Origin of the sequence: Aquabacterium sp. G14, assembly GCF_037482285.1 — a bacterium.
Taxonomy (GTDB): domain Bacteria; phylum Pseudomonadota; class Gammaproteobacteria; order Burkholderiales; family Burkholderiaceae_C; genus Aquabacterium.
Genome location: NZ_JBBEYB010000003.1, coordinates 248,704 through 270,301, shown reverse-complemented (window position 1 = coordinate 270,301; position 21,598 = coordinate 248,704). Strand labels below are relative to the sequence as shown.

The 21,598-nt window shown below is 60.8% G+C and carries 17 protein-coding genes and 1 tRNA gene; 4 read left to right on the top strand and 14 right to left on the bottom strand.

Going from position 1 to position 21,598, the window contains the following annotated elements; genetic code table 11:
• Nucleotides 1–15 precede the first annotated feature (15 nt).
• From truB to WIT60_RS05670, 5 genes are all read right to left on the bottom strand, one after another.
• Nucleotides 16–1,020 carry a tRNA pseudouridine(55) synthase TruB gene (gene truB, locus WIT60_RS05690; RefSeq protein WP_445207660.1) on the bottom strand — a complete coding sequence of 335 codons (1,005 nt, stop codon included), beginning with the start codon at nucleotides 1,018–1,020 and terminating at the stop codon, nucleotides 16–18.
• Complete coding sequence (gene rbfA / locus WIT60_RS05685) at nucleotides 1,014–1,403, bottom strand: 30S ribosome-binding factor RbfA (protein ID WP_339582969.1); 390 nt, start codon at nucleotides 1,401–1,403, stop codon at nucleotides 1,014–1,016. The genes truB and rbfA overlap by 7 nt, the downstream gene beginning before the upstream one ends.
• Before the next feature lie 93 nt (nucleotides 1,404–1,496).
• Nucleotides 1,497–4,556: a translation initiation factor IF-2 gene (infB, locus tag WIT60_RS05680; RefSeq protein ID WP_339582968.1), complete on the bottom strand. Its 3,060-nt coding sequence runs from the start codon at nucleotides 4,554–4,556 to the stop codon at nucleotides 1,497–1,499.
• A gap of 62 nt (nucleotides 4,557–4,618) precedes the next feature.
• Nucleotides 4,619–6,094, bottom strand: a complete 1,476-nt coding sequence (nusA, locus tag WIT60_RS05675) for a transcription termination factor NusA (protein WP_339582967.1) — start codon at nucleotides 6,092–6,094, stop codon at nucleotides 4,619–4,621.
• The gene (locus WIT60_RS05670) at nucleotides 6,091–6,819 is read right to left on the bottom strand and encodes an LSm family protein (protein WP_510166980.1); all 729 of its coding nucleotides are present in this window, start codon (nucleotides 6,817–6,819) and stop codon (nucleotides 6,091–6,093) included. The genes nusA and WIT60_RS05670 overlap by 4 nt, the downstream gene beginning before the upstream one ends.
• A gap of 172 nt (nucleotides 6,820–6,991) precedes the next feature.
• On the opposite strand from WIT60_RS05670, the gene fabI reads away from it, so the two are divergent.
• Nucleotides 6,992–7,780, top strand: coding sequence for an enoyl-ACP reductase FabI (gene fabI / locus WIT60_RS05665; protein ID WP_339582966.1), 789 nt, complete (start codon nucleotides 6,992–6,994; stop codon nucleotides 7,778–7,780).
• Nucleotides 7,781–7,882: 102 nt separating this feature from the next.
• Nucleotides 7,883–8,158, top strand: a complete 276-nt coding sequence (locus WIT60_RS05660) for a DUF4404 family protein (RefSeq protein WP_339582965.1) — start codon at nucleotides 7,883–7,885, stop codon at nucleotides 8,156–8,158.
• 12 nt (nucleotides 8,159–8,170) lie between these two features.
• Here WIT60_RS05660 and WIT60_RS05655 read toward each other — a convergent pair whose 3' ends face one another.
• From WIT60_RS05655 to WIT60_RS05635, 5 genes are all read right to left on the bottom strand, one after another.
• The gene (locus WIT60_RS05655) at nucleotides 8,171–10,051 is read right to left on the bottom strand and encodes an ABC transporter ATP-binding protein (protein ID WP_339582964.1); all 1,881 of its coding nucleotides are present in this window, start codon (nucleotides 10,049–10,051) and stop codon (nucleotides 8,171–8,173) included.
• A gap of 7 nt (nucleotides 10,052–10,058) precedes the next feature.
• A complete protein-coding gene (locus WIT60_RS05650) occupies nucleotides 10,059–11,516 on the bottom strand; it encodes an ABC transporter permease (RefSeq protein ID WP_339582963.1) in 1,458 nt (485 codons plus the stop codon).
• Nucleotides 11,517–11,528: 12 nt separating this feature from the next.
• Nucleotides 11,529–12,512: an ABC transporter permease gene (locus WIT60_RS05645; RefSeq protein WP_339582962.1), complete on the bottom strand. Its 984-nt coding sequence runs from the start codon at nucleotides 12,510–12,512 to the stop codon at nucleotides 11,529–11,531.
• A complete protein-coding gene (locus WIT60_RS05640; protein ID WP_445207657.1) occupies nucleotides 12,512–14,725 on the bottom strand; it encodes an ABC transporter substrate-binding protein in 2,214 nt (737 codons plus the stop codon). The genes WIT60_RS05645 and WIT60_RS05640 overlap by 1 nt, the downstream gene beginning before the upstream one ends.
• A 119-nt stretch (nucleotides 14,726–14,844) precedes the next feature.
• The gene (locus WIT60_RS05635) at nucleotides 14,845–15,789 is read right to left on the bottom strand and encodes an LD-carboxypeptidase (protein ID WP_339582960.1); all 945 of its coding nucleotides are present in this window, start codon (nucleotides 15,787–15,789) and stop codon (nucleotides 14,845–14,847) included.
• 104 nt (nucleotides 15,790–15,893) lie between these two features.
• Here WIT60_RS05635 and WIT60_RS05630 point away from each other — a divergent pair, with 104 nt between their 5' ends.
• Together WIT60_RS05630 and WIT60_RS05625 are read left to right on the top strand one after the other, a co-directional pair.
• Nucleotides 15,894–16,949 carry a M14 family zinc carboxypeptidase gene (locus WIT60_RS05630; RefSeq protein WP_445207656.1) on the top strand — a complete coding sequence of 352 codons (1,056 nt, stop codon included), beginning with the start codon at nucleotides 15,894–15,896 and terminating at the stop codon, nucleotides 16,947–16,949.
• On the top strand, nucleotides 16,946–17,707 hold the full coding sequence (locus tag WIT60_RS05625; RefSeq protein WP_339582959.1) for an alpha/beta fold hydrolase: 762 nt from the start codon (nucleotides 16,946–16,948) through the stop codon (nucleotides 17,705–17,707). Before WIT60_RS05630 ends, WIT60_RS05625 begins: the two co-directional genes overlap by 4 nt.
• Here the strand turns inward: WIT60_RS05625 and WIT60_RS05620 are convergent.
• The 4 genes from WIT60_RS05620 to tilS all read right to left on the bottom strand — a co-directional run bounded on the left by WIT60_RS05620 (nucleotide 17,613) and on the right by tilS (nucleotide 21,581).
• A complete protein-coding gene (locus WIT60_RS05620) occupies nucleotides 17,613–18,596 on the bottom strand; it encodes a recombination-associated protein RdgC (RefSeq protein ID WP_339582958.1) in 984 nt (327 codons plus the stop codon). The two genes, WIT60_RS05625 and WIT60_RS05620, sit on opposite strands and share 95 nt — an antisense overlap.
• Nucleotides 18,597–18,663: 67 nt before the next feature.
• Nucleotides 18,664–18,756: transfer RNA gene (locus WIT60_RS05615), tRNA-Ser, on the bottom strand.
• A 64-nt stretch (nucleotides 18,757–18,820) separates the two neighbouring features.
• Complete coding sequence (locus WIT60_RS05610) at nucleotides 18,821–20,077, bottom strand: aspartate kinase (protein ID WP_339582957.1); 1,257 nt, start codon at nucleotides 20,075–20,077, stop codon at nucleotides 18,821–18,823.
• A gap of 127 nt (nucleotides 20,078–20,204) precedes the next feature.
• Nucleotides 20,205–21,581 (bottom strand): tRNA lysidine(34) synthetase TilS, encoded by a 1,377-nt coding sequence (gene tilS, locus WIT60_RS05605; protein WP_445207655.1) that lies wholly within the window; start codon nucleotides 21,579–21,581, stop codon nucleotides 20,205–20,207.
• Between the last annotated feature and the right edge of the window lie 17 nt (nucleotides 21,582–21,598).

Sequence of the window (21,598 nt, the reverse complement as noted above, 5' to 3'; positions counted from 1 at the left end):
CTCTTTGTTTCTAAATCAGATTTCTGAGGCCGATGCCACCGCCGCGGCTGGCGCTGACTGGGTCAGCATGCCTTCCACCTCGGCCGGGCTCAGCAGGCGCGTAGGGATCAATTCACCGCCCTTGATGTGGGCACTGCCCAGCAACACACGACGGCCCGGGAGACTGCCCGGCTCAGGATGGGGCCCATACACACGCACCTGGGGCGCATCGGCCAAACGGGTTCGCCGGCGCAAGCCGGTGAGGAAACGAGCGGCTTCGGACTCACTCAGGAGCACCTCAGGCCAGTCGCTCAACAAGATATCAGCGGGCAACAAATGAGTGTCGCGTTCGGCTTCGCTCATGGACGCCAAGGCGTCCAGCGTCACCGCACCGTTCAAGGTCACACCACCACTGCCCGTGCGACGCAATCCGATGAGGTGAGCGCCGCAACCGAGCGACTCGCCAATGTCTTGCGCCAGGGTGCGAATATACGTCCCTTTGCTGCATTGCACATCCAATTCCAGCACATCACCTTGCCAGTTGAGGATGTCAATGTGGTGAATGGTCACCTGCCGCGACGGGCGATCGATCTCGATGCCTTCACGCGCGTACTCGTACAGTGCCTTGCCTTGGTGCTTGAGCGCCGAGTGCATCGGCGGAATCTGTTCGATCGGGCCGGTCCACTGGGCACAGGCTTGGGCAATTCGCTCCGCGTTCACCTGCTCCGGCGTCACCGGACGGGTTTGCAACACCTCGCCCTCAGCGTCTCCCGTGTTGGTCGTCACACCCAGCTTGAGCGTCGCGATGTAACGCTTGTCTGCATCCAGCGATACCTGAGAAAACTTGGTGGCAGCGCCAAAGCACAAGGGCAACAAGCCTGTTGCCAATGGATCCAGTGTGCCGGTATGGCCAGCCTTCTCGGCGCGCAACAGGCGTCGCACCTTCTGCAAAGCATCATTGCTCGACAGACCCAGGGGCTTGTCGAGCAGGATGACGCCATGCAGTTGGCGACGTGGTTGACGCGGCGGCTTGCTCACGATGCCGTGCCCTCACCTTCATCGTCCTTGGCCTTGTTGGCCACGGCCTGGTTGATCAGGGCATTGAGCTCAGCCGCGCGCTCGGTGGTGCGGTCGAAGTGAAAGTGCAAGGTCGGGACGGTGTGGATCTGAAGACGCTTGAACAGCCCGTTGCGGATGAAACCCGCTGCTTCGTTCAAACCTTCCTCACAGGCCACTGGGTCTCCCACCAACAAGGAGAAGAACACCTTGGCATGGGCATAGTCCGGCGTCACCTCCACGTTCGTGATGGTGATCATGTTGCTGATGCGCGGATCTTTCAGATCGCGGATCAACTCGGCCACATCACGCTGGATCTGGTCGTTGACGCGGAGGCTGCGATTAGGGGTAGCTTTCTTATGGCGCATGGTGAATTCCTGCTGTCATGTCGCTGTGTGCCTCGGAAACACAAACCCCGCCTGGGCTCAGGCGGGGTTGATGGGCGAAGCACCGAGCGCTGATTACAGCGTACGTGCCACTTCCTTGATTTCGAAGAACTCGAGGACGTCGCCTTCCTTGATGTCGTTGTAGCCCTTGATGTTCAGACCACACTCGAAGCCCTCGCGAACTTCCTTGACATCGTCCTTGAAGCGCTTGAGGCCTTCCAGCTCGCCGGTGTAGATGACCACGTTGTCGCGCAGCAGGCGCAGCTTGGCGCTGCGACGCACCACGCCGTCGGTCACCATACAGCCAGCGATCGTGCCGATCTTCGAGGCCACGAAGACCTGACGGATCTCGGCCGAACCGATGACTTCTTCGCGCTGCTCCGGTGCCAACATGCCACCCATCGCTGCCTTCACATCGTCCACGGCGTCGTAAATGATGTTGTAGTAGCGCAGGTCGACGCCGTTGTTGTCCGCCAGCTTGCGGGCGCCCGCATCGGCACGCACGTTGAAACCGATGATGACGGCCTTCGAAGCGATTGCCAAGTTGACATCCGACTCGCTGATGCCGCCCACCGCGGCGTGCACAATCTGCACACGCACCTCTGGAGTCGACAGCTTGAGCAGTGACGCAGCCAAAGCTTCTTGCGAACCTTGAACGTCGGCCTTGATGATGAGCGCCAGCGTTTGCACGTCGCCCTGACCCATGTTCTCGAAAATGCTTTCGAGCTTGGCGGCTTGTTGCTTGGCCAACTTGACGTTGCGGTACTTGCCTTGACGGAAGGTGGCGATTTCACGAGCACGACGCTCGTCCGACAACACCATGAACTCGTCACCGGCGGATGGCACATCTGCCAAGCCTTGGATCTCGACCGGGATCGACGGACCGGCCTCAGCGCAAGCCTTGCCGTTCTCGTCCAACATGGCACGAACACGACCGTAGCTGGCGCCAGCCAACACCACGTCACCGCGCTTGAGCGTACCGGACTGCACCAGCACTGTGGCGACCGGGCCGCGGCCCTTGTCCAGACGCGCTTCGATGACCAGACCCTTGGCTTGCGAATCCTTTGCCGCGGTCAACTCCAGCACTTCGGCCTGCAGGAGAACCTGCTCCAACAGCTCGTCAATGCCTTGGCCGGTCTTGGCCGACACGTGCACGAACGGCGAATCACCGCCGTACTCTTCCGGCACGACTTCCTCACCAACCAATTCCTGCTTCACGCGGTCGGGCGCTGCACCGGGCTTGTCGATCTTGTTGATCGCCACCACGATGGGCACACCTGCCGCCTTGGCGTGGTGAATGGCTTCCTTGGTCTGGGGCATGACGCCGTCATCGGCGGCCACCACCAGAATCACCAGGTCGGTTGCCTTGGCACCGCGAGCACGCATGGCCGTGAAGGCTTCGTGACCCGGGGTGTCAAGGAAGGTGATCATGCCGCGAGGCGTGTCGACGTGGTAGGCACCGATGTGCTGCGTGATGCCGCCGGCTTCGCCCGAGGCCACACGCGTCGTACGGATGTAGTCCAGCAGCGAGGTCTTACCGTGGTCGACGTGACCCATGACGGTCACCACCGGCGCACGGGGGAACACCTCGGCGGCCTGATCGGCGTGTTCCTCTTCCAGGAACGCATCCGGATCATCCAGCTTGGCAGCGAAGGCCTGGTGACCCATCTCCTCAACCACAATCATGGCCGTTTCCTGGTCCAGTTGCTGGTTGATGGTGACCATCTGGCCCAACTTCATCATCTGCTTGATGACTTCGGTGGCCTTGACGGACATCTTGTGAGCGAGATCGGCCACAGAGATGGTTTCGGGAATATGGACTTCGATGATTTGAGGCTCGGTTGGCGCCACAAACGTCGACTGGCTTTCGCCACGGTCATTGCCACGACGTCCGCCCTTGCCGCCCGGTGCCTTCCAGCCGTTGCGAGATGCACCCGCATCGGTGCGGCCCTTGCCGGCCGGCGCGCCACGCTTCTTCTCGTCGGCCCAGCTGGAGGACAGCTTCTCGGACTTGACCGACTTCTTGTCTCCGGGCTTGGCTGCCGTCGTAGCTGCACCTGGCGCTGCGGCGCCAGGTGCTCCCTTCGGCTTGTGGATGGTGCCCTTGATGGCAGCTTCCACAGGCTTGGGCTCTTCCTTCTTCGCCACGAGCACCTTCTTCGGCGCGTTCATCATGGCGCGGATGGCCGCGGCCTCAGCTTCGGCGGCCTTGCGGCGTGCAGCCAAATCATCCGCACGCTTCTTCTCTTCGGCCTCGATGTCGGCGGCCTTAACCACACGCACAGCAGTCGGCTTCGCGGCTTCAGGCGCCGGCGCAGCGGCTGCAGGCGCGCTGGCCTCGACAGGTTTGACTGGTGCGGGCTCTTCAGCCTTGATCACAGGGGCCTGCTCGACCACTGGGGCTGCCTTGGCGGCTTCAGCCGCCTTGGCGTTGCGGTTGCCACGTTGGGCGGCGGCAGTCAGGGCAGCGGCCTCTGCACGACCGGCCTCCAGTGCAGCCGCACGACGAGCCGCCTGTGCGGCCTTCTCGGCAGCATCCTGCTCGGCCGTCTTCGCGGCGATCGCTGCAGCAGCGGCCTTCGACCCTGCTTTGGCGTTGGCCGCAGCAGCTTCCTGCTCGGCCAGCTCGCGTGCAGCACGCTCTGCCGCGGCGCGAGCGCGCTCCTCGGCTTCCTCACGCTCACGGCGCTCCTGCTCTTCGCGCTGGCGACGAGCTTCGGCAAGCTGCTCTTCCTGCACGCGCAGAGCTTCTGCCTGGTTGCGCGCCTCTTCTTCGCGACGCGCCAGTTCAGCCTCTTCCTGAGCGGCTTGAGCTGCGTCATCGACGGAGTCATCACGCTTGACGAAGACGCGTTTCTTCTTGACTTCGACCTGAATGGTGCGGGCTTTGCCTGAGGCGTCAGCCTGCTTGATCTCGGTGGTCGATTTGCGGGTCAGCGTGATTTTCTTGCGGTCTGCCCCAGCGGCAGAGCCGTGGGCAGTACGCAGGTGTTCCAGCAGACGCTCTTTATCGGCCTCCGTGAGCACGTCTTCCGGCGTTGCCTTTTGCACGCCAGCAGACTGGAGCTGATCCAACAGTGTCGCAGCCGGGCGATTGAGCTCCGCGGCGAGTTGTGCGACGGTGGTCACGGCCATGTGTTTGTATCCTTGCGATGAGCTTGCTTAAATGAGTCGAGAGGTTGGCGTTGGACGGGATGTCAGGCGAACCAGTGCTCGCGCGCCTTGAGAATGAGGGCCCGCGCCTGATCGTCTGCCACACCTGTGATCTCGGTGAGTTCGTCCACGGCCAGATCGGCCAGGTCGTCACGGGTGTGGATGCCTGCGTCGGCCAGCTTTGCGAACAACTCAGGGGTCAAGCCTTCCAGACCCTTGAGATTTTCCGACAAAGTCTCGACTTCTTCTTCCTTGGCGATTTCCATGGTCAGCAAAGCATCCTTCGCGCGGGTACGCAGCTCATTGACCGTGTCTTCGTCAAACGATTCGATCTCCAGCATTTCCTGCAGCGGCACGTAGGCCACTTCTTCCAGGCTGGTAAATCCTTCGGCAATCAGGATGTCTGCCACCTCCGCGTCGACGTCGAGCTTGTCGACGAAGAGCTTGCGGATGGAGTCAGACTCAATCGCCTGCTTCTGGGCGGACTCTTCCGCCGACATGATGTTGATGCGCCAGCCCGTCAGCTCGGATGCCAGACGGACGTTCTGCCCACCACGACCGATGGCGATGGCGAGGTTTTCCTCGTCCACAACCACGTCCATGGCGTGCGGCTCTTCATCAACAAAAATGGATTGCACGTTGGCAGGAGCCAGCGCGCCAATCACGAACTGAGCCGGATCCTCCGACCACAGCACAATGTCCACGCGCTCGCCTGCCAACTCGTTGGTAACGGCGGTCACGCGGGAACCACGCACACCGACGCATGTTCCAATCGGGTCCACTCGCTTGTCGTGCGACAGGACGGCGATCTTGGCGCGCGAACCGGGGTCACGGGCGCAGCTCTTGATCTCGAGCAGGCCCTGCTCAATCTCAGGCACTTCCTGACGGAACAACTCGATCATGAACTCAGGCGCGCTGCGCGACAGCATGATCTGGGGGCCACGAGCCAGGGTATCCACACCGAGCATGTAGGCACGCACACGGTCGCCGGTACGCAGGTTCTCCTTCGGGATCATTTCGGTGCGCTTGAGGCGCCCTTCCACACGACCCGACTCGACAATGATGTCGCCTTTGTCCAGGCGCTTGACGGTGCCAACGAAAATCTTCTCGCCACGGGACAAGAAATCGTTGAGCAGTTGCTCGCGCTCGGCATCGCGGATCTTCTGAAGAATGACCTGCTTGGCTGCTTGAGCGCCAATGCGACCGATGGGCACAGACTCGATCGACTCTTCAATGTAGTCGTCGATTTCGATATCGGGGATCTGCTCCTGCGCTTCGAACAGCAGGATTTCGGCATCGGGCAACTGCAGGCCGGCTTCGTTGGGCACCACATGCCAACGACGGAAGGTCTCATAGACACCTGTTTCACGATCGATGGCCACACGGATGTCCACCTCTCCTTGATACAGCTTCTTGGTCGCGGAGGCCAGCGCGGACTCCACCGCACCAAACACCACTTCACGGTCCACGCTCTTCTCACGAGAGATGGCGTCCACCAGCATCAGCAATTCACGATTCATTTCTTCTGACCTCCGAGTTCTTGCGCCTCATCCACGGCAACTTCACCGGCCGCCGGGGTTGCCGCCCGACGGCTACGCCCTTTGAAACTCACAGCAGGCACCAAGCGGGCCTCGCGAATTTCATCAAGCGTGAAACTTAATACCTGATCAACCGGCCCAAGCACCGCATCTGGACCTGCCTTTGCCTGCTCCTTGGCCAGCTTCTTGGCAGCCGTCTTGGAGAGCGGCTTGTCCGCATCAGGCGAGCGCAGCACGAGGCCCCAAGCCTGCCCCGCCTCCACCTGTGCCGGGTCGGCGTCCTGTGCCGTGCACAAGATACCGCTGTACTTCTTGGCGCCTTGGAACGGCACCTTCAAACTGATTGCAACCTGCTCACCCACGAAGCGCGCAAAATGCGCGGGCGTCTTCAATGGGCGGTCCACGCCGGGCGAAGACACTTCGAGACGGCTGTAGTCGGCATCCACCGTTTCCAGCGCGTACTGCAACTGCCGGGTCACTTTCTCACAGTCATCGACCGTCACCAAGTCACCGGGCAGATCGTAGGCCTGATCAGGAAAACGATCGATGTACACGCGCAGCAACCCGCCGGAACTGCGTTCGCAGTCCACGAGTTCGTAGCCGAGGCCGGATACGGTGGTTTCAACAACTTTGAGCCAGGTCATCCAATGAAAAACGGTCGAGCAAAAAAAATGGGCTGGAAAGATCCGCCCATTCGTGACAAACACGAGACGATCCACTTTACTCGCAACCGAACAAGTGTCAGCAACCAGCAAAGCAACCAATCCTGCATTTTAGCCTGAGGAACGCTTCACAGCAAGGCGTGCACGGTAATTTCGTGTTTTGCCCCGCGTCCATGCCAAAATCTGCCCCTCGTTAAGCATTCTGTATGGAGACCCCATGGGATTTCTCGCTGGCAAGCGCCTGTTGATCACTGGCCTGCTGTCCAACCGCTCGATTGCCTATGGCATCGCCAAGGCCTGCAAGCGCGAAGGCGCCGAACTGGCTTTCAGCTACGTGGGCGAGCGTTTCAAGGACCGGATCACCGAGTTCGCCAAGGAGTTTGACTCCGAGTTGATCTTTGACTGCGATGTCGGCAGTGATGAGCAGATTGAGGCGATGTTTGCCGATCTGTCCAAGACGTGGCCAAAGATTGACGGCTTCGTTCATGCCATCGGTTTTGCGCCGCGCGAGGCCATTGCGGGGGATTTTCTGGAAGGCCTCACACGCGAGGGCTTCCGGGTCGCACACGACATCTCTGCCTACAGCTTTCCGGCAATGGCCAAGGCCTCTTTGCCTTACCTGAATGAGGGGGCATCTCTGCTGACGCTGTCTTATCTGGGTGCGGAGCGCATTGTGCCGGCATACAACACCATGGGCCTGGCTAAAGCCTCACTGGAGGCCAGCGTGCGCTACACCGCCGGCAGCCTCGGCCCCAAAGGCATTCGTGCCAACGGCATTTCGGCGGGCCCGATCAAAACTCTGGCGGCATCGGGTATCAAGGGTTTCAGCAAGATCCTGAGCGTGGTGGAGGAAAACGCTCCACTGCGTCGCAACGTCACGATTGATGACGTGGGTAACGTCGCTGCTTTCCTGCTGTCGGATCTGGCTGCGGGGGTCACGGCAGAGATCACCTATGTGGATGGCGGCTTCAGCAAGGTAATGGGCGGCGGCGCGGATGCCGTCTGAGAGACACCACAGCATCTCGACGAAGGGGGCCGACGGCCCCCTTTGTCTTTTCACGGTTGCGGGACAAGCGCAGAATGAACTCATCAGAGACAAGGAGTTCACATGAACCGAACCGAACTGGAAGCGCTGCTCAAGAAGTTGCAGTCGGAGTTGGCATCCGGCCAGCCCGTGGACGAAGATTTGCGCTCCTCCTTGCGCCAACTTGATCAGGACATTCAACAGGTGCTGGGCTCAGGCAGCCCCCTGTCTGAGAGTGAAACTGAAGAGAGCTTGGCACAGCGAGCGCAGGAGATCGATGCCCGCTTCTCTGCCGAGCACCCTTACTTGGCCAACACCTTGCGCGATGTCATGGACTTGCTGGGCAAGATGGGCATTTGAAGCCCCCCCCTTTTAGCCACGCGGAGTCGGATGTGCTGGCACCGCTGCCAGCAAGGTGCGCGTATAGCTGTGCCGAGGCTCTTTGAGTACCTGCTCAGCCTCGCCTTGCTCCACGATGCACCCACCTTGCATCACGGCAACATGGTCAGCCAGATAGGACACCACACCCATGTTGTGCGTGATGAAAAGCATACCCAATCCCATCTGAGCCTGAACTTCACGCAGCAAGTTCAGAATCTGGGCCTGCACTGACACGTCGAGGGCCGAGGTTGGTTCGTCACAGACGAGTACCTGCGGCTCCACTGCGAGTGCGCGAGCAATCGCCAAGCGCTGCCGTTGCCCACCGGAGAACTCATGCGGAAACCGTTGCAGCGCATCGGCCCGCAGTCCCACCCGCTCCACCAACTCGACCACTCGGTTCAAGCGCTTTGCGGCCGACCAGTCCGGACGCAAGGAGCACAGCCCTTCCTCCAGGATCTCCGACACCCGCATGCGAGGGTTGAGCGAGGCGAAGGGGTCCTGGAACACCATCTGGATGGCTTGTCGCGCCTCCCTCAGCGCCGCTGAGGATGCTGCAACCAAATCCAGGCGCTCGGCTCCTTGGTGAAGCCATGCCTGCCCGCTGACGTGCGCCTGCGCCTGATCCCGCAACAACTGGACGATGGCCCTGCCTGTGGTGGTCTTGCCACAACCGGATTCACCGACCAATGCCAGTGTTTGACCGGCACGTAGCGTGAAGGACACATCTTGCACGGCCGCAACCTCATGACGACGGCGGAACAGCCCGCCGCCGCTGCGAAATGCCACACTGAGTGACTGCACTTCCAGGAGGACTGGAGGTGTGACAGCAAGGTCGCTCCCGCTGGAGGGCACGCGGACGACCACCTCGGGCTGCTCGGCCTGCGAGGGCGGCGTGAGCGGGAACCAACAGCGTACGGCGGCCTCACCCTGGGCGGTGTCTCGCTCGAGCAGAGGACGCTGTTGCCGACATGACACCTGCACTCGGTCGCACCGGGGCGCAAAACGGCATCCCTCGAACGTTTGCCAAAGCGGCGGTACCGTGCCACCGATCGACACCAGAGGCTTGCCGCGACTCTGAGCGTCGGGCAAAGCTTGCAAGAGCATCCTTGCGTAGGGGTGGCGCGGTTGTGCGAAAAAGTCTGCCGCCGGCGCCTCTTCGATGATCTGGCCCGCATACATCAGGGCAACGCGGTGTGCCATGTCCGCCACCACGCCGAGGTCGTGCGTGATGAGGAGGAGGCCCAGATCTCGCTCCTGCTGGAGCGTTTTGAGCAAATCCAGAACCTGTTTCTGGACGGTCACGTCCAGCGCCGTGGTCGGTTCATCGGCGATCAGGTAACGCGGTTCGGCAGCGAGGGTCATCGCGATCATGACGCGCTGCTTCTGCCCTCCACTCATCTCGAAGGGGTAGCTGTCAATGCGGCGCTCAGGCTCTGGAATCCCGACACGGCGCAACCACTCGATGGCCTTGCGCCGCGCAGCCGAACCACGCAAGGTGGTGTGTGCCTCGATCGACTCAACGATCTGATCTCCCACGCGCATGACAGGGTTGAGGCAGGTCGCAGGCTCCTGAAAGATGATGCCAACATGCCCCCCGCGGATGCGCCGCATCTCGCGCTCAGGCAGGTAGAGCAACTCCGTGGGCTTGCCATCCGGGACATCGGCACCCAGATCGACCCTGCCCTGATCGATGCGACCGTTGTCAGGCAAGAGGCGCATCAAAGCCAGAGCGGTCATGCTCTTGCCGCATCCCGATTCCCCCACCAAGGCAAAGGTTTCGCCACGCTGCAGCGTCAGGCTGAGGCCGTCGAGGGCACGCACCAGACCGGCTTCCGCATCCAGCGTCACGTGGAGATCATCGGTCAGCAGCATGTGCACCTCAGGTGGGCTGAGCGACCGCGCGGGCGCGAGGTCGGTAAACGCGAGCGCGTGGATCGAATGCATCACGCACGGCGTCGGCAAACAGATTGGCCGACAAGACGATGGCGACCATGAACACAAACGCGGCCAAGAAGGACCACCAGACAATCGGGTCTCGAGACATTTCGACACGGGCCTGGTTGATCATGCCGCCAAAGCTGTTCATGGAGGGGTCCACCCCGACCCCCACATAGGACAGCACCGCCTCGTAGAGGATGAGCCCCGAAAACTCCAGCACCGTGGTGATGAGCACCAAGTGCATGACGTTGGGCAGAATGTGTCGCAGCATGATGCGCCAATGACTGACGCCGAAAGCGGTGGCAGCTTGTACGTACTCGAGCTCCCGTAGCTTGAGCGTTTCGGCCCGCAGCAAACGGCACAAGCCTGCCCAGCCCGTCAGCCCCAGGATCAGGCAAAGCAGGAAGATTTTCAGGTCTGCTCGCTCCAAACCGGTCTCGAACAACTCCGGATGCTTATCGAGAAAGACCTGCACCATCAGCACGCATGCGGCAATCAGCAAAATATTAGGCACAGACGACAGCACGGTGTAGACGTACTGAATGACATCGTCCACCCAGCCCTTGAAGTAGCCTGCGGCAATGCCGAATGCCAGGGCAAAAGGCAAGGTGGCAATGGTGGCCAAGCTCCCGATGACAAAAGCCGTGCGGATGCTCTTGATCGTCATGTACAGCACATCGTTGCCGGTCCGGTCGGTGCCAAAGACGTGATAGCCCTGCCCCCAACTGAGCGCCACGCCCCACCCGATCAACAAGGCCAACACGGAGGCGGTGATCCAGGCCGCGCGCCACGCCACAGGCTGCTGGCCCGCCGCCTGCGAAGGTTTAGCACGCCGGCACATCAGGGTCCACAGTAGGAAGCTGACCACCACACCAGCCATCCCCCCAAAAACCAAGCGCACCGCGATGTCGCCCGCCCAGTCTCCCTCCGGATCCTCCAGCCCTGCCCCTCCGTGGCTCAAACGGGGGTAGGCCCGCGCGGGCAGCACAGGCACACCGTGCTCGTCCAGCATCGGCTTGGCTCCGGGTGACGGAGGAACTGCTTGCTTGCTGAAGCCGTGGGTGGCCAGGGGCTGGGAGTAGCTGTTCTCTCGACTGGCAATCAGCTTGGAAAGCCCCAGATCCAGAACAGACTCGGTGCGCGTGTCAAAAGCCCGTGCGCCGCCAGCCACATCAGGCAGGGCTCGACGGAAATGCACACTGTCGACCAAGGTGATCAACAGCATCAATCCCAACAACACGGCGGAGGCCATGGCAGATGGTGTGACAAAGACGCGGCGCCATGTCGCCCGCAAGGCCGCATCGCGCCGAACCTGGCGGACATACAGCCCCAAGCCAAGCAACATCACCCATAGGACCACATCGGTCCACAACATCACCAACTTGAATGGCAGGTCCATGCTTCTGCGTCCTCACTGCATCCGCACACGCGGGTCGGCCACGGTGTAGGCCACGTCGATCAGGATGTTGGAGACGATGTAGAGCACCGACCCCAGGAAAACCATCGCACGCACGATGGCAAAGTCCTGACTGGCAATGGCGTCGATCGTGTAGGAGCCCAAGCCAGGAATGCCAAAGAAGCTCTCGGTGAGCAGCCCTCCCATGAACAGACCAGGCAACGCGCTGCCCGAACTGGTGATGATCGGCAACATTGCATTGCGCAGCACATGGCGGCCCATCACGGTGCTCTCTGTCAGGCCTTTCGCACGGGCAGTGCGCACATAGTCTTTGCCGGCTTCTTCCAGGAATAAGGTGCGAAAGAAGCGCGCTTGCCCGGCCAGCGAAGCCACCAGCATCAGACAAATAGGCAGGATGAGGAAGCGCACGGCATCCAGCCCTCCGGCATAGCCAGAGATCGGTGCCAGCTTGGCCACACGTGAGAACACGTACTGCCCGACGATGATGTAGAACAAGCTGGAAATGGACATCATGACCACGCAGGCGACCCCCCCCCAGAAGTCCACGCGCGTGCCTCGGAACATGACCAGCCACAACGAGAAAATCACGCTGGCGAGCAAGCCCATGACAAAAATTGGCACGGTCAACCTGAGGCTCACACCCATGCGCTGGGCAATCTGATGGCCAATGTCACCACCGCTGGCGTTGTCCGCCCGACCAAAGTCGAAGACAAACAAGGACACTGAACGCTCCCAGAACACCGTTTGCGTCAGCTTCTCGGCGCCCTGTGCCTGCTCGTTGAAGAGCATGGGCTTGTCGTAGCCACGCTCCACCTTCCATTTCTCGATCTGGTCGGGCGTCACCCGCTTGCCACCGATGTTCAAACGCGCCATGTCGTCTGGCGTGTTCACGGTGAAGAAGAGCAAGAAGGTGATCAGGTTCACCCCGATCAAGATGACCAAGCCATAACCCAAGCGACGAAGGATGTAAGCCAGCATCACCGACCTCTCTTTGGTGAGCCAACCGGACGAGGCAGCGCGGTTTGCTGGTCACGGGCACGCAAGATGCGGATGGCGCCCCAAGCCATCACGGCCAGCAGGCCCAGCACGACAAGCACAGGCCAATACACCGGGGCGTTCCAAGCCTTGAGGCTGCGACTGCGGTCAGCCGTGTCCAATCGGTAATACTGGGCCTGGTCGCGCACCATGATGCTGGGTTTGCCGTTGTGCACCCAGCGGTGATACGCCCCTGATGAATAAGGAAAGTAACCCCAAGACCAAGGTGCGTCTTCTTGCAGGATGCGCACCATCTTGTCGATCACAGCTTGCTTGGCTGGACCATCGTCCATGAAGCGCAGCGTGCTGTAGAGCCGGTCATACTCGGGATTCTGATAGTTGGCGGCGTTCTCACCGTCGTGGACCGACTTGGCCCCAGGCCCGTAAAGCAGAAACAGGAAATTCTCGGCATCTGGGTAGTCGGCCAACCACCCCCATGTGAAGATCTGGTGCTTGCCCCGGCGAACCTTGTCCTGAAACTGGTTGTAGTCCGTGGCGCGTATTTCCAGTTGGATGCCGAGCTTGGCGAACTGCTTGGCTGTCCAGTCGAGGTTGGCCTTGCTGTCCGGCGTCGTGGCCGCACCCACATCGTAGTTGAGCACCAAGGGTTTGCCGGTTTTGGCATCGCGCCCGTCGGGGTACCCAGCCTCCGCCAGCAACTTTTTGGCATCCTCGATCGGGCGACGAACGGCTTGCGCATTCACCCAGCGGTGGGTCACCGGGTTGAGCCCCTCTCTGGTGCCATGGCGTGATCCAAATACCCCCCCTGGCAACGGCCCTTGGGCGACCTCCCCCGCAGCTTTTGGAAAGATGCGATTGAACTCGTCCCAGTCCACGGCGATGGACAGCGCCTGACGCAGTTTGCGATTGCGCGCCTGCTGCTCGGGCGTGTCACCTCGGCCCACCACGGGATCCAGCCAGTTGAAGCCCATGTAACGACTGGACAAATCTACCGTCCGAGACAGCACGATGCCCTTGTCTTTGAACTCCTTTTCGAAGCGTGGCGAGTCCTCCATCTGGATCTTGTAGGCATTGCCGTAGCTCATCTGATCGAACTCGGGAATGTCAAGGTAACCCTGACGGAACTTGGCATCCTGCGGCACGGCTTCCTTCTCGATGTTGAACACCAAGGTGTCGATGAAAGGCGTCCTCTTGCCGCAGTCTTTCAACCGCCCCTCAGCCTGGTCCTGCACCGTGCCCTCACAGGGGTAAGGCTCACCCCGGTAGTTCGGGTTCCGCTTCATGACATGGCGGCGGTCTTGCACGAACTCGGCCATCATGTAGGGCCCGGTTCCCACTGGCCAGGTATTGAGCGAAAGCCCATTGCCAGCCATACCTGGTTGGGCGTAGAAGGCATCAGCCTCCCAGGGAACCGGTGCCAGAAAGCTCATGGCCATCCAATACTTCCACTGCGGATACTTGCCGTGAATGCGGATGCGCAAAGTGTGGGAATCCAGCGCCTGGGCACCGGCCAACGGCCATTTGCGAAAATCCAGAAAGGGCTTGTCCTTGCTGGTGGCCGGTACGCTGGCACGCAATTTCTGATCTTCAGCCCGGATGAGCTTTCCGTAGTCCGCGAGGCCCACCACGTACTCCGAGAAGATGCCGAACACGGGTGCAGCCGTGCGGGTGGTCGCATGCCGCTTGATGGCATAGACAAAATCATCGGCTGTGAGTTCGCGGGTGCCTGTCTGACCAAACGCCCACGGACTGCGCTTGTCTCCGACCTGCTCAGCCGTCAACCGGTGATACAGATAATCACCTTGTGCATTTCTGGCAAATGCTGGATGGGGGGCAAAAAGTATGCCCCGCTTGATCGGGATGTCATACACGCTTTCAACGATCTGGTCTGCTGAGGCCGTGTCCGGAAGCGGCTTGCCGTCGCGCCCCAGGTAGCGGGGCTGCACGACCGCCGCCGCCGTCTTGGGCACAAGGGTGTAGGGACGCTTCAGGTAGTGGTAGCCGTACAGCGGCTCATAGATCTGATATGTGTAAGGCGTCTCGTTGCTGCTGTACGACGAGGTGGGATCCAAGTAACGGGGGGATCGCTCGTTGAAGGCTGTGTAAAGGGTGTTGGCCTCCGTCGCGCCAGCCGGATAGGGGCTGTTGTCGCATGCAGTCAAGCTCAGCGCCGCGCAGAGCAGCATCACAAGCATCGCCCACGCGCGCCCATCCAACAGCTTTTGCTGCCACGATGCTCTGCACTGAGATCCCATCCTGCCTTGTGTCATGTCTTGATTGTGTCCTGACCCATTCACCACGAGCGTCCAGGGTTTCACCACATCACCAAAACGTCGCGTCCTTGCACCACGAGGTTCACCTTGCGTCCCAACGGCAGGCAGAGCTTGGTCGGCACGTGACCAAAAGGTAGGCCAGTCAAGATCGGCGTGGTCGTTTGGGAGCGTAAATAGGCGATCGCAGCCTTCAGGTTGTAGCCACGGTCCAAAGGCGATTTCTTGAACCCATTGAACGTCCCTAACAAGACGGCCTTTTGCTGGTCCAAAACACCCGCCTGGTGCAACTGCAAGAGGGTCCGCTCAATGCGATAGGGGTGCTCGTTGACGTCTTCCAAGAACAAGACCCCTCCCTTGATCTTGGGAAAGTGAGGCGTACCCAACAGGGCCTGAACCACGGCCAGATTGCCCCCCCAAAGCCGCCCTCGCGCCTCCAGGCCATCAAAACCGGCCTCGGTACGGAAGCCCACCGCCTCAAGCTCACCAGTCATCGCCTCGACGAACACCTCCTGGGTCACATCGTCACCCCCGTCCACGCTGTCCTTGTGACCAAAGTCCTCATTGGCCATGGGACCCGCCCAGAATCCAGCGGTCACGCCCTCACCCACCGACTCTGGACCTGCCGCCTTGTGCGCGATCGCAGCCAGCTGCAGCGCCGTCACATCGCTGTAGCCCACCCAGGCCGTCCCACGCTCCACGCTTTGCGCAATCAGGGGCCACTCGATCTGATCCAGCAAACGTGTGAGGCCATAACCACCTCTGGCCGCCAAAGCAACATGAGGAGCGGCCTCGGCCACTCGGTGAATGCTGTCCAAGCGAGTGGCATCGTCACCTGCAAAACGCTGGTGCTTGCTCAAGGCGGAGGCATCCAAGGTCGATGCAAACCCCAGTGCATTCAGGCGCTTGAGGGCTTTGCGCACGGGCGCCGCTGCTGGAACGATGCCAGAGGGGCTGAAGATGATCAAAGAGGGACGCGTATCAGTCATGCCCACATTCTCACCGACGAACGGGTCGACCAAGACAAGGTGTCGCACGCCTGACATGGAATCCGCGCAGCATCTGCCGAGCCACCACCTTTGACGCCCCTCGCTTGCGCCACGACACACTGCCCGAACTGGACGAGTTGAATCGCCTGATCGAAATGGGGGGCAGCCATGTCACGCCCCAGTCGGCGGGCTCCGTGCAAGTTGGTGCGCGTCGTTATGAGCTGATGGCCGTGACTCTCGGAGCGAGCGCACCAGAATTGCCCGCGGTCGCATTCATCGGAGGGGTACATGGACTGGAGCGCATCGGCACACAGGTGGTGCTCACGTACCTCGCCAGCTTGGTACAGCGGCTGAAGTGGGACAGCTTGCTGCACCACGAACTGACCCGATTGCGGCTGGTCTTCATGCCACTGGTCAACCCTGGCGGCCTCTGGCTCGGGACCCGCGCCAACCCGCGCGGTGTTGACCTGATGCGCAACGCACCGGTGGTGGCGCGTGAGTCTGTGCCATTTCTGGTCGGAGGCCAGCGCCTCAGCGCCGCCCTCCCATGGTACCGAGGCCCCGCTGGGGCACCAATGGAGCCCGAAGGCACAGCACTGTGCCAACTGATCTCCACCGAGCTACTGCCGCGCCCTTTCAGTCTGGTTGTCGACTGCCACTCCGGATTCGGAACCGAAGATCGCATCTGGTTCCCATTCGCACACACCCGAGAACCCATCCAGCACCTCGCAGAAGTGCATGCCTTGCGGCGCATCTTCGACCAGACCCAGGCACACCATCCCTATGTGTTCGAGCCCCAAAGCCTGCAGTACCTGACCCACGGCGACCTGTGGGACCATCTGTACCTTCAGGCTCGTCATCGGCATCCAAACCAAGTATTTGTCCCGCTGACGCTGGAGATGGGCTCATGGATGTGGGTGAAGAAAAATCCCCGCCAACTCTTCAGCCGCCACGGCATCTTCAACCCATTGATCACACACAGACAGGCACGGGTGCTGCGCCGCCACCTGGGCATGCTGGACTTCATGGCCCGAGCCACTTCCAGCCATGAGCGCTGGATGCCCACCGGTGATGAACGAGACCTGCACCATCGACAGGCCCTCGCACGCTGGTATCCAGAACACCCCCGACCCAGACGCGGCAAAAGACCTGCACCATGAACACCTGGATTCTGCTGCGCGGCCTGACCCGAGAAAGTGGTCACTGGGGTGATTTCCCTGAGCTGTTGCGCGAGGGACTGCCCGCGAACAGCACGCTTCTCACGCCTGACCTGCCTGGCAATGGCAAGCTGTTTGAGGCCCGCAGTCCGAGCGCTGTCGCCGACATGGTCGAGCACTGTCGATGGGCGCTGCAAACCACTGGGCATCATCCGCCTTACCACGTGCTGGCCATGTCACTGGGCGCGATGGTAACGGTGGATTGGGCTCATCGCTACCCCCACGAGTTACGCAAGGCTGTTCTGATCAACACCAGTCTGCGGCCCTTCAATCCGTTCTGGCAACGCTTGAGGCCGCGCCAATATGGCCGCATTCTGAGACTCGTGGTTGGCCGCCCGTCTGCACAGGAGTGGGAGGAAGCCATCTTGGCCATGACCACATGCCACCCCCGTGACCCGCAAACCATCGTCGCCAACTGGGTACAGCTACGGCAGTCACATCCGGTGACCATAAGCAATGCATGGCGCCAATTGCGGGCAGCGATCCGCTACCGCGCCCCGAAACAAGTCCCCAAAGTGCCGATGCTGCTCCTCAACGGCCTGGGGGATGAACTGGTTCACCCCGCGTGCTCACTGACCCTGGCCCGCGTCTGGAATTTGCCACTGATCACACATCCCACGGCGGGGCATGATCTACCGACGGATGCGGGGCCGTGGCTGGTGACACAGGTGCAGGCATGGTTGGAGCACTCTGACCCATGACCTGCTCCCCTCCCAAGGCCTCCACCAAGTCTGGCAACAACTGAATCAACTCTCCAGTGGCAATGGCGGCATCAGCGTCAAAGGTTTCCCCCTTATCCACCGACACGGCCCCTTCAAAGACAACGTCGAGGAACGTCACCTTCTTCAGTTGCAGGGCTTCGGTCAGGATAAACGAGACCCTGTCCCGCCAAGTCATGGCCACACGCGTAGGCACCTTGCCGCTGACGATGTGTTGCTTGACCTCATCGGTATCGAGGTTGTGCCGGGCGTAGCGGACCACAGATTTCATTTCGTCTGTGGACTTCAACTCGCATTCACGGTCAATCGTGAACTGATAAGGAGGCTCGCCGGTTCCCAGCCAATGCGTCATCGCAGCAGCAGGCGACATGGCCGTCTGAATCAAGCTCATTGACAAGCCTTGAAAGCTCTGCGCCAACAAGGTCACCACCTCATCGGCCTTGGCTTGGCTACCCGCATCCAGCATCAACAAGCGTTCCTTGGGTGCAATCCAGATGCGAGTCGTCGATTGCTTGGTGAAAGCCATCGGCAGCAACTCATGCAGCGCCTGCTCTTTCAGATCCTTGACCTGCTTCTTGCCCGGCTTACGCCCCGTCTGCTCTTCGATCCTTGCCGCAATCTCTTCGGTGCGCTTCTTGATCACCGAACCTGGCACCACACGCTGCTCGGTCATCAGCTTGAGCAAAATCTGCCCATCGACCACCTCAACGAGCGGCGCATGAGCCTCTCCGCGCGGCTCTACCCACCCCATGGACTTCTGCTGCGTGGCACCGCATTCGACGAAACGCGCCTTGTCCAATTCGGCCTCGATCTCGGCTGCTGTGGCAGTCCAATCCGGGCCCATTCGATACACCGTCAGATTCTTGAACATGCTGGTCCTGTGATGTCGTGACTCAAAAGAAAAAACCCCAAGTGACGAATCACTTGGGGTTCCATCTTGGCGGAGACGAAGGGATTCGAACCCTTGATGCAGGTTTTGCCCACATACTCCCTTAGCAGGGGAGCACCTTCGGCCTCTCGGTCACGTCTCCAGCAACAGCAAGCATTCTAGCTCAGAAATTCAAGCCCTCTGCCTGTTGTGCTCAAAACAACAGATCAGGCCTTGGCCTCATCCAGGCCGAATGCCTTGTGCAGCGCACGCACAGCCAGCTCCAGATACTTCTCGTCAATCACCACCGAGGTCTTGATCTCGCTGGTTGTGATCATCTGGATGTTGATGCCTTCATCCGACAGCGTCTTGAACATCGTGCTGGCGATGCCTACGTGGCTGCGCATGCCAATGCCAACAATAGACACCTTGGCAATTTTCGCGTCGCCCACCACCTCGCGAGCCCCCAGCGCGGGCACCACTTGAGTCTTCAGGATCTCCATGGCACGGGTATGGTCGCCGCGCGGCACGGTGAACGAGAAGTCCGTCTTGCCATCGTGCGAAACGTTTTGAATGATGACATCCACATCAATGTTGGCGTCAGCGACCTTGCCCAGGATCTGGTAGGCGATACCGGGGGTGTCGGGCACGCCGACCACAGTGATCTTGGCTTCGTCGCGGGTGAATGCGATGCCGGAAACAACGGCTTGTTCCATTTTCTCGTCTTCCTCAAAACTGATGAGCGTGCCCGACTTGGCCTCTTCGGCCAGATCGATGTCCCAGGGGGTGAAACTGGACAGCACACGCAAGGGCACACGATATTTGCCGGCGAACTCCACCGAGCGAATCTGCAGAACCTTGGAACCCAACGATGCCATCTCCAGCATTTCCTCAAAGCTGACGCTCTTCAGGCGACGCGCTTCAGGCACCACACGGGGATCGGTTGTGTACACACCGTCCACATCGGTGTAAATCAGGCACTCGTCTGCCTTCATCGCCGCGGCAATGGCCACGGCAGAGGTGTCCGAACCGCCACGGCCCAAAGTCGTGATGTTGCCATTCGGATCGACGCCCTGGAAACCAGTGATGATGACCACGCGGCCAGCATTCAAGTCCGCACGCACGCGCGCATCATCGATGCTCTCGATGCGGGCCTTGGTGAACGAAGAGTCCGTTTTGACAGGCACCTGCCAACCCGCGTAACTCACGGCATCCAGCCCCTCGGCCTGCAATGCAATGGCCAGCAGGCCCACAGAAACCTGCTCGCCAGTCGAGGCGATCATGTCGAGCTCGCGAGGACTTGGGCTGTCAGACAGCTCCTTGGCCAAGCCCAGCAGGCGATTGGTTTCGCCGCTCATGGCCGACGGAACGACCACGATTTGATGCCCGGCTCGAACCCACTTGGCCACGCGCTTGGCCACGTTGCGAATGCGCTCCGTGGAGCCCATCGACGTGCCGCCGTATTTGTGAACAATCAGTGCCATGTCAGATCTTGTTGGAAAAGATCGCGTGTCAAACACACATGCATATCACCCAGCACACGCGATCAAACTCTCGATTTTACCCGCACCCCGCGGTCATGGGTGAATCGCCTTCATAAAGTGGCCAGTTTCAGCCCAGCCCCTCGTCAGGACACCATTCCAGCGCACACTGAGCCACCCCGGTTGCCGCCTGAACGCGCGCATCCATCCCCAGTCCGGGCACATAGGCCAATTGGTTGACCACCCACACCAAGGGGCCGCCACGAGACCAAGATGAAACGCCCAAGGCCTGGAACTGCTTCTTCAACGAGCGCGGAGGTCGGCCCGGCCCCATCTGGAATTGCTCCCCCCCCTGCCGCGCACGCAAGGTCAGCGACTGCAACATCCAAACCGGCATCCCACCAGACGTGACTTCACGAACCCGCAACGTGCCATGCCAAGCAGGGACATGCCAGCTCCCAGGCCCCTCAATGGCCAGGCTCGTCTCGGGCGCTTGGGCGGACGCCCCTTCCCCGGCGACCTGCGGCACATTTCGCCACCGCAGCTCACCACGGTAAAGCGAGAGTCCCATGTCGGGCCACCTGGTGGCGCGCCCCTTCAGCAGCAGTTCGGGAATCTCGTCTGATAGACGCTCCACCCAGCTGGCGGACATGATCTGCCCCGTGACCAAGCGATACCAATGACGCAAGCTTTCTCGCCGCAAAGGCGCCGCTTGCAAGGCCCAGGCACGCGCATCCAGCGAGGCCTCGCCTTGGTGATCAGAGCCTGACCGGAGCGCAGGGACGCCGTGCGGACACAAGACTGGCAGAACCTGATCACACCAAGCCTCAGCCACAGCCAAACTGTCTGACAGACGGCGCGCAGATGACGCCAAGCAAGCCTCGGCCTCGGGAAACGCGGAGAGCAGCGCTGGCCACACCGACAACCTCAGGCGATTGCGCGCATACCGAGGATCGGTGTTGCTGTCGTCCTCTATGAAAGGCAGACCATGCGCAGTCACATAAGCCTCGATCGCCGAACGCGGATGGTCAAGCCAAGGCCGCGCCCAGCGCACACCATCGCGCAAGGTGTCACGCGGCATGCCCGCCAATCCCCCCACGCCACCACCCCGCAAGGCCTGCAGCAACAAAGTCTCAGCCTGGTCTTGCCTATGGTGCGCCAAGAGCAGCATGTCTGCAGAGACTTCTTGGGCCATCTCCTGCAATGCGAGATATCGGGCCGAGCGTGCGACGGCCTCCACACTGTCGCCCGTCTTCACCGTCAAAAGGACCCGCCGCCAACACAACCGAACCGGCAACCCCTGCCTTGCCCATGCCTCGCACATGCTCTGGGCGTGTCGCAACCAGTCGTCCGCATGGACACTCAAGCCGTGATGGACATGCAGCGCAACCACCTGCACACCCGGCCACTCCCGAGCAGCCATCGCAGTCGCATGCAGCAACGCAGTGGAATCACGCCCACCACTGAACGCAACCGCCACACAGGCGGAATCTCCGCCTGCAATCATGGCAGCCTCTCCCGAGG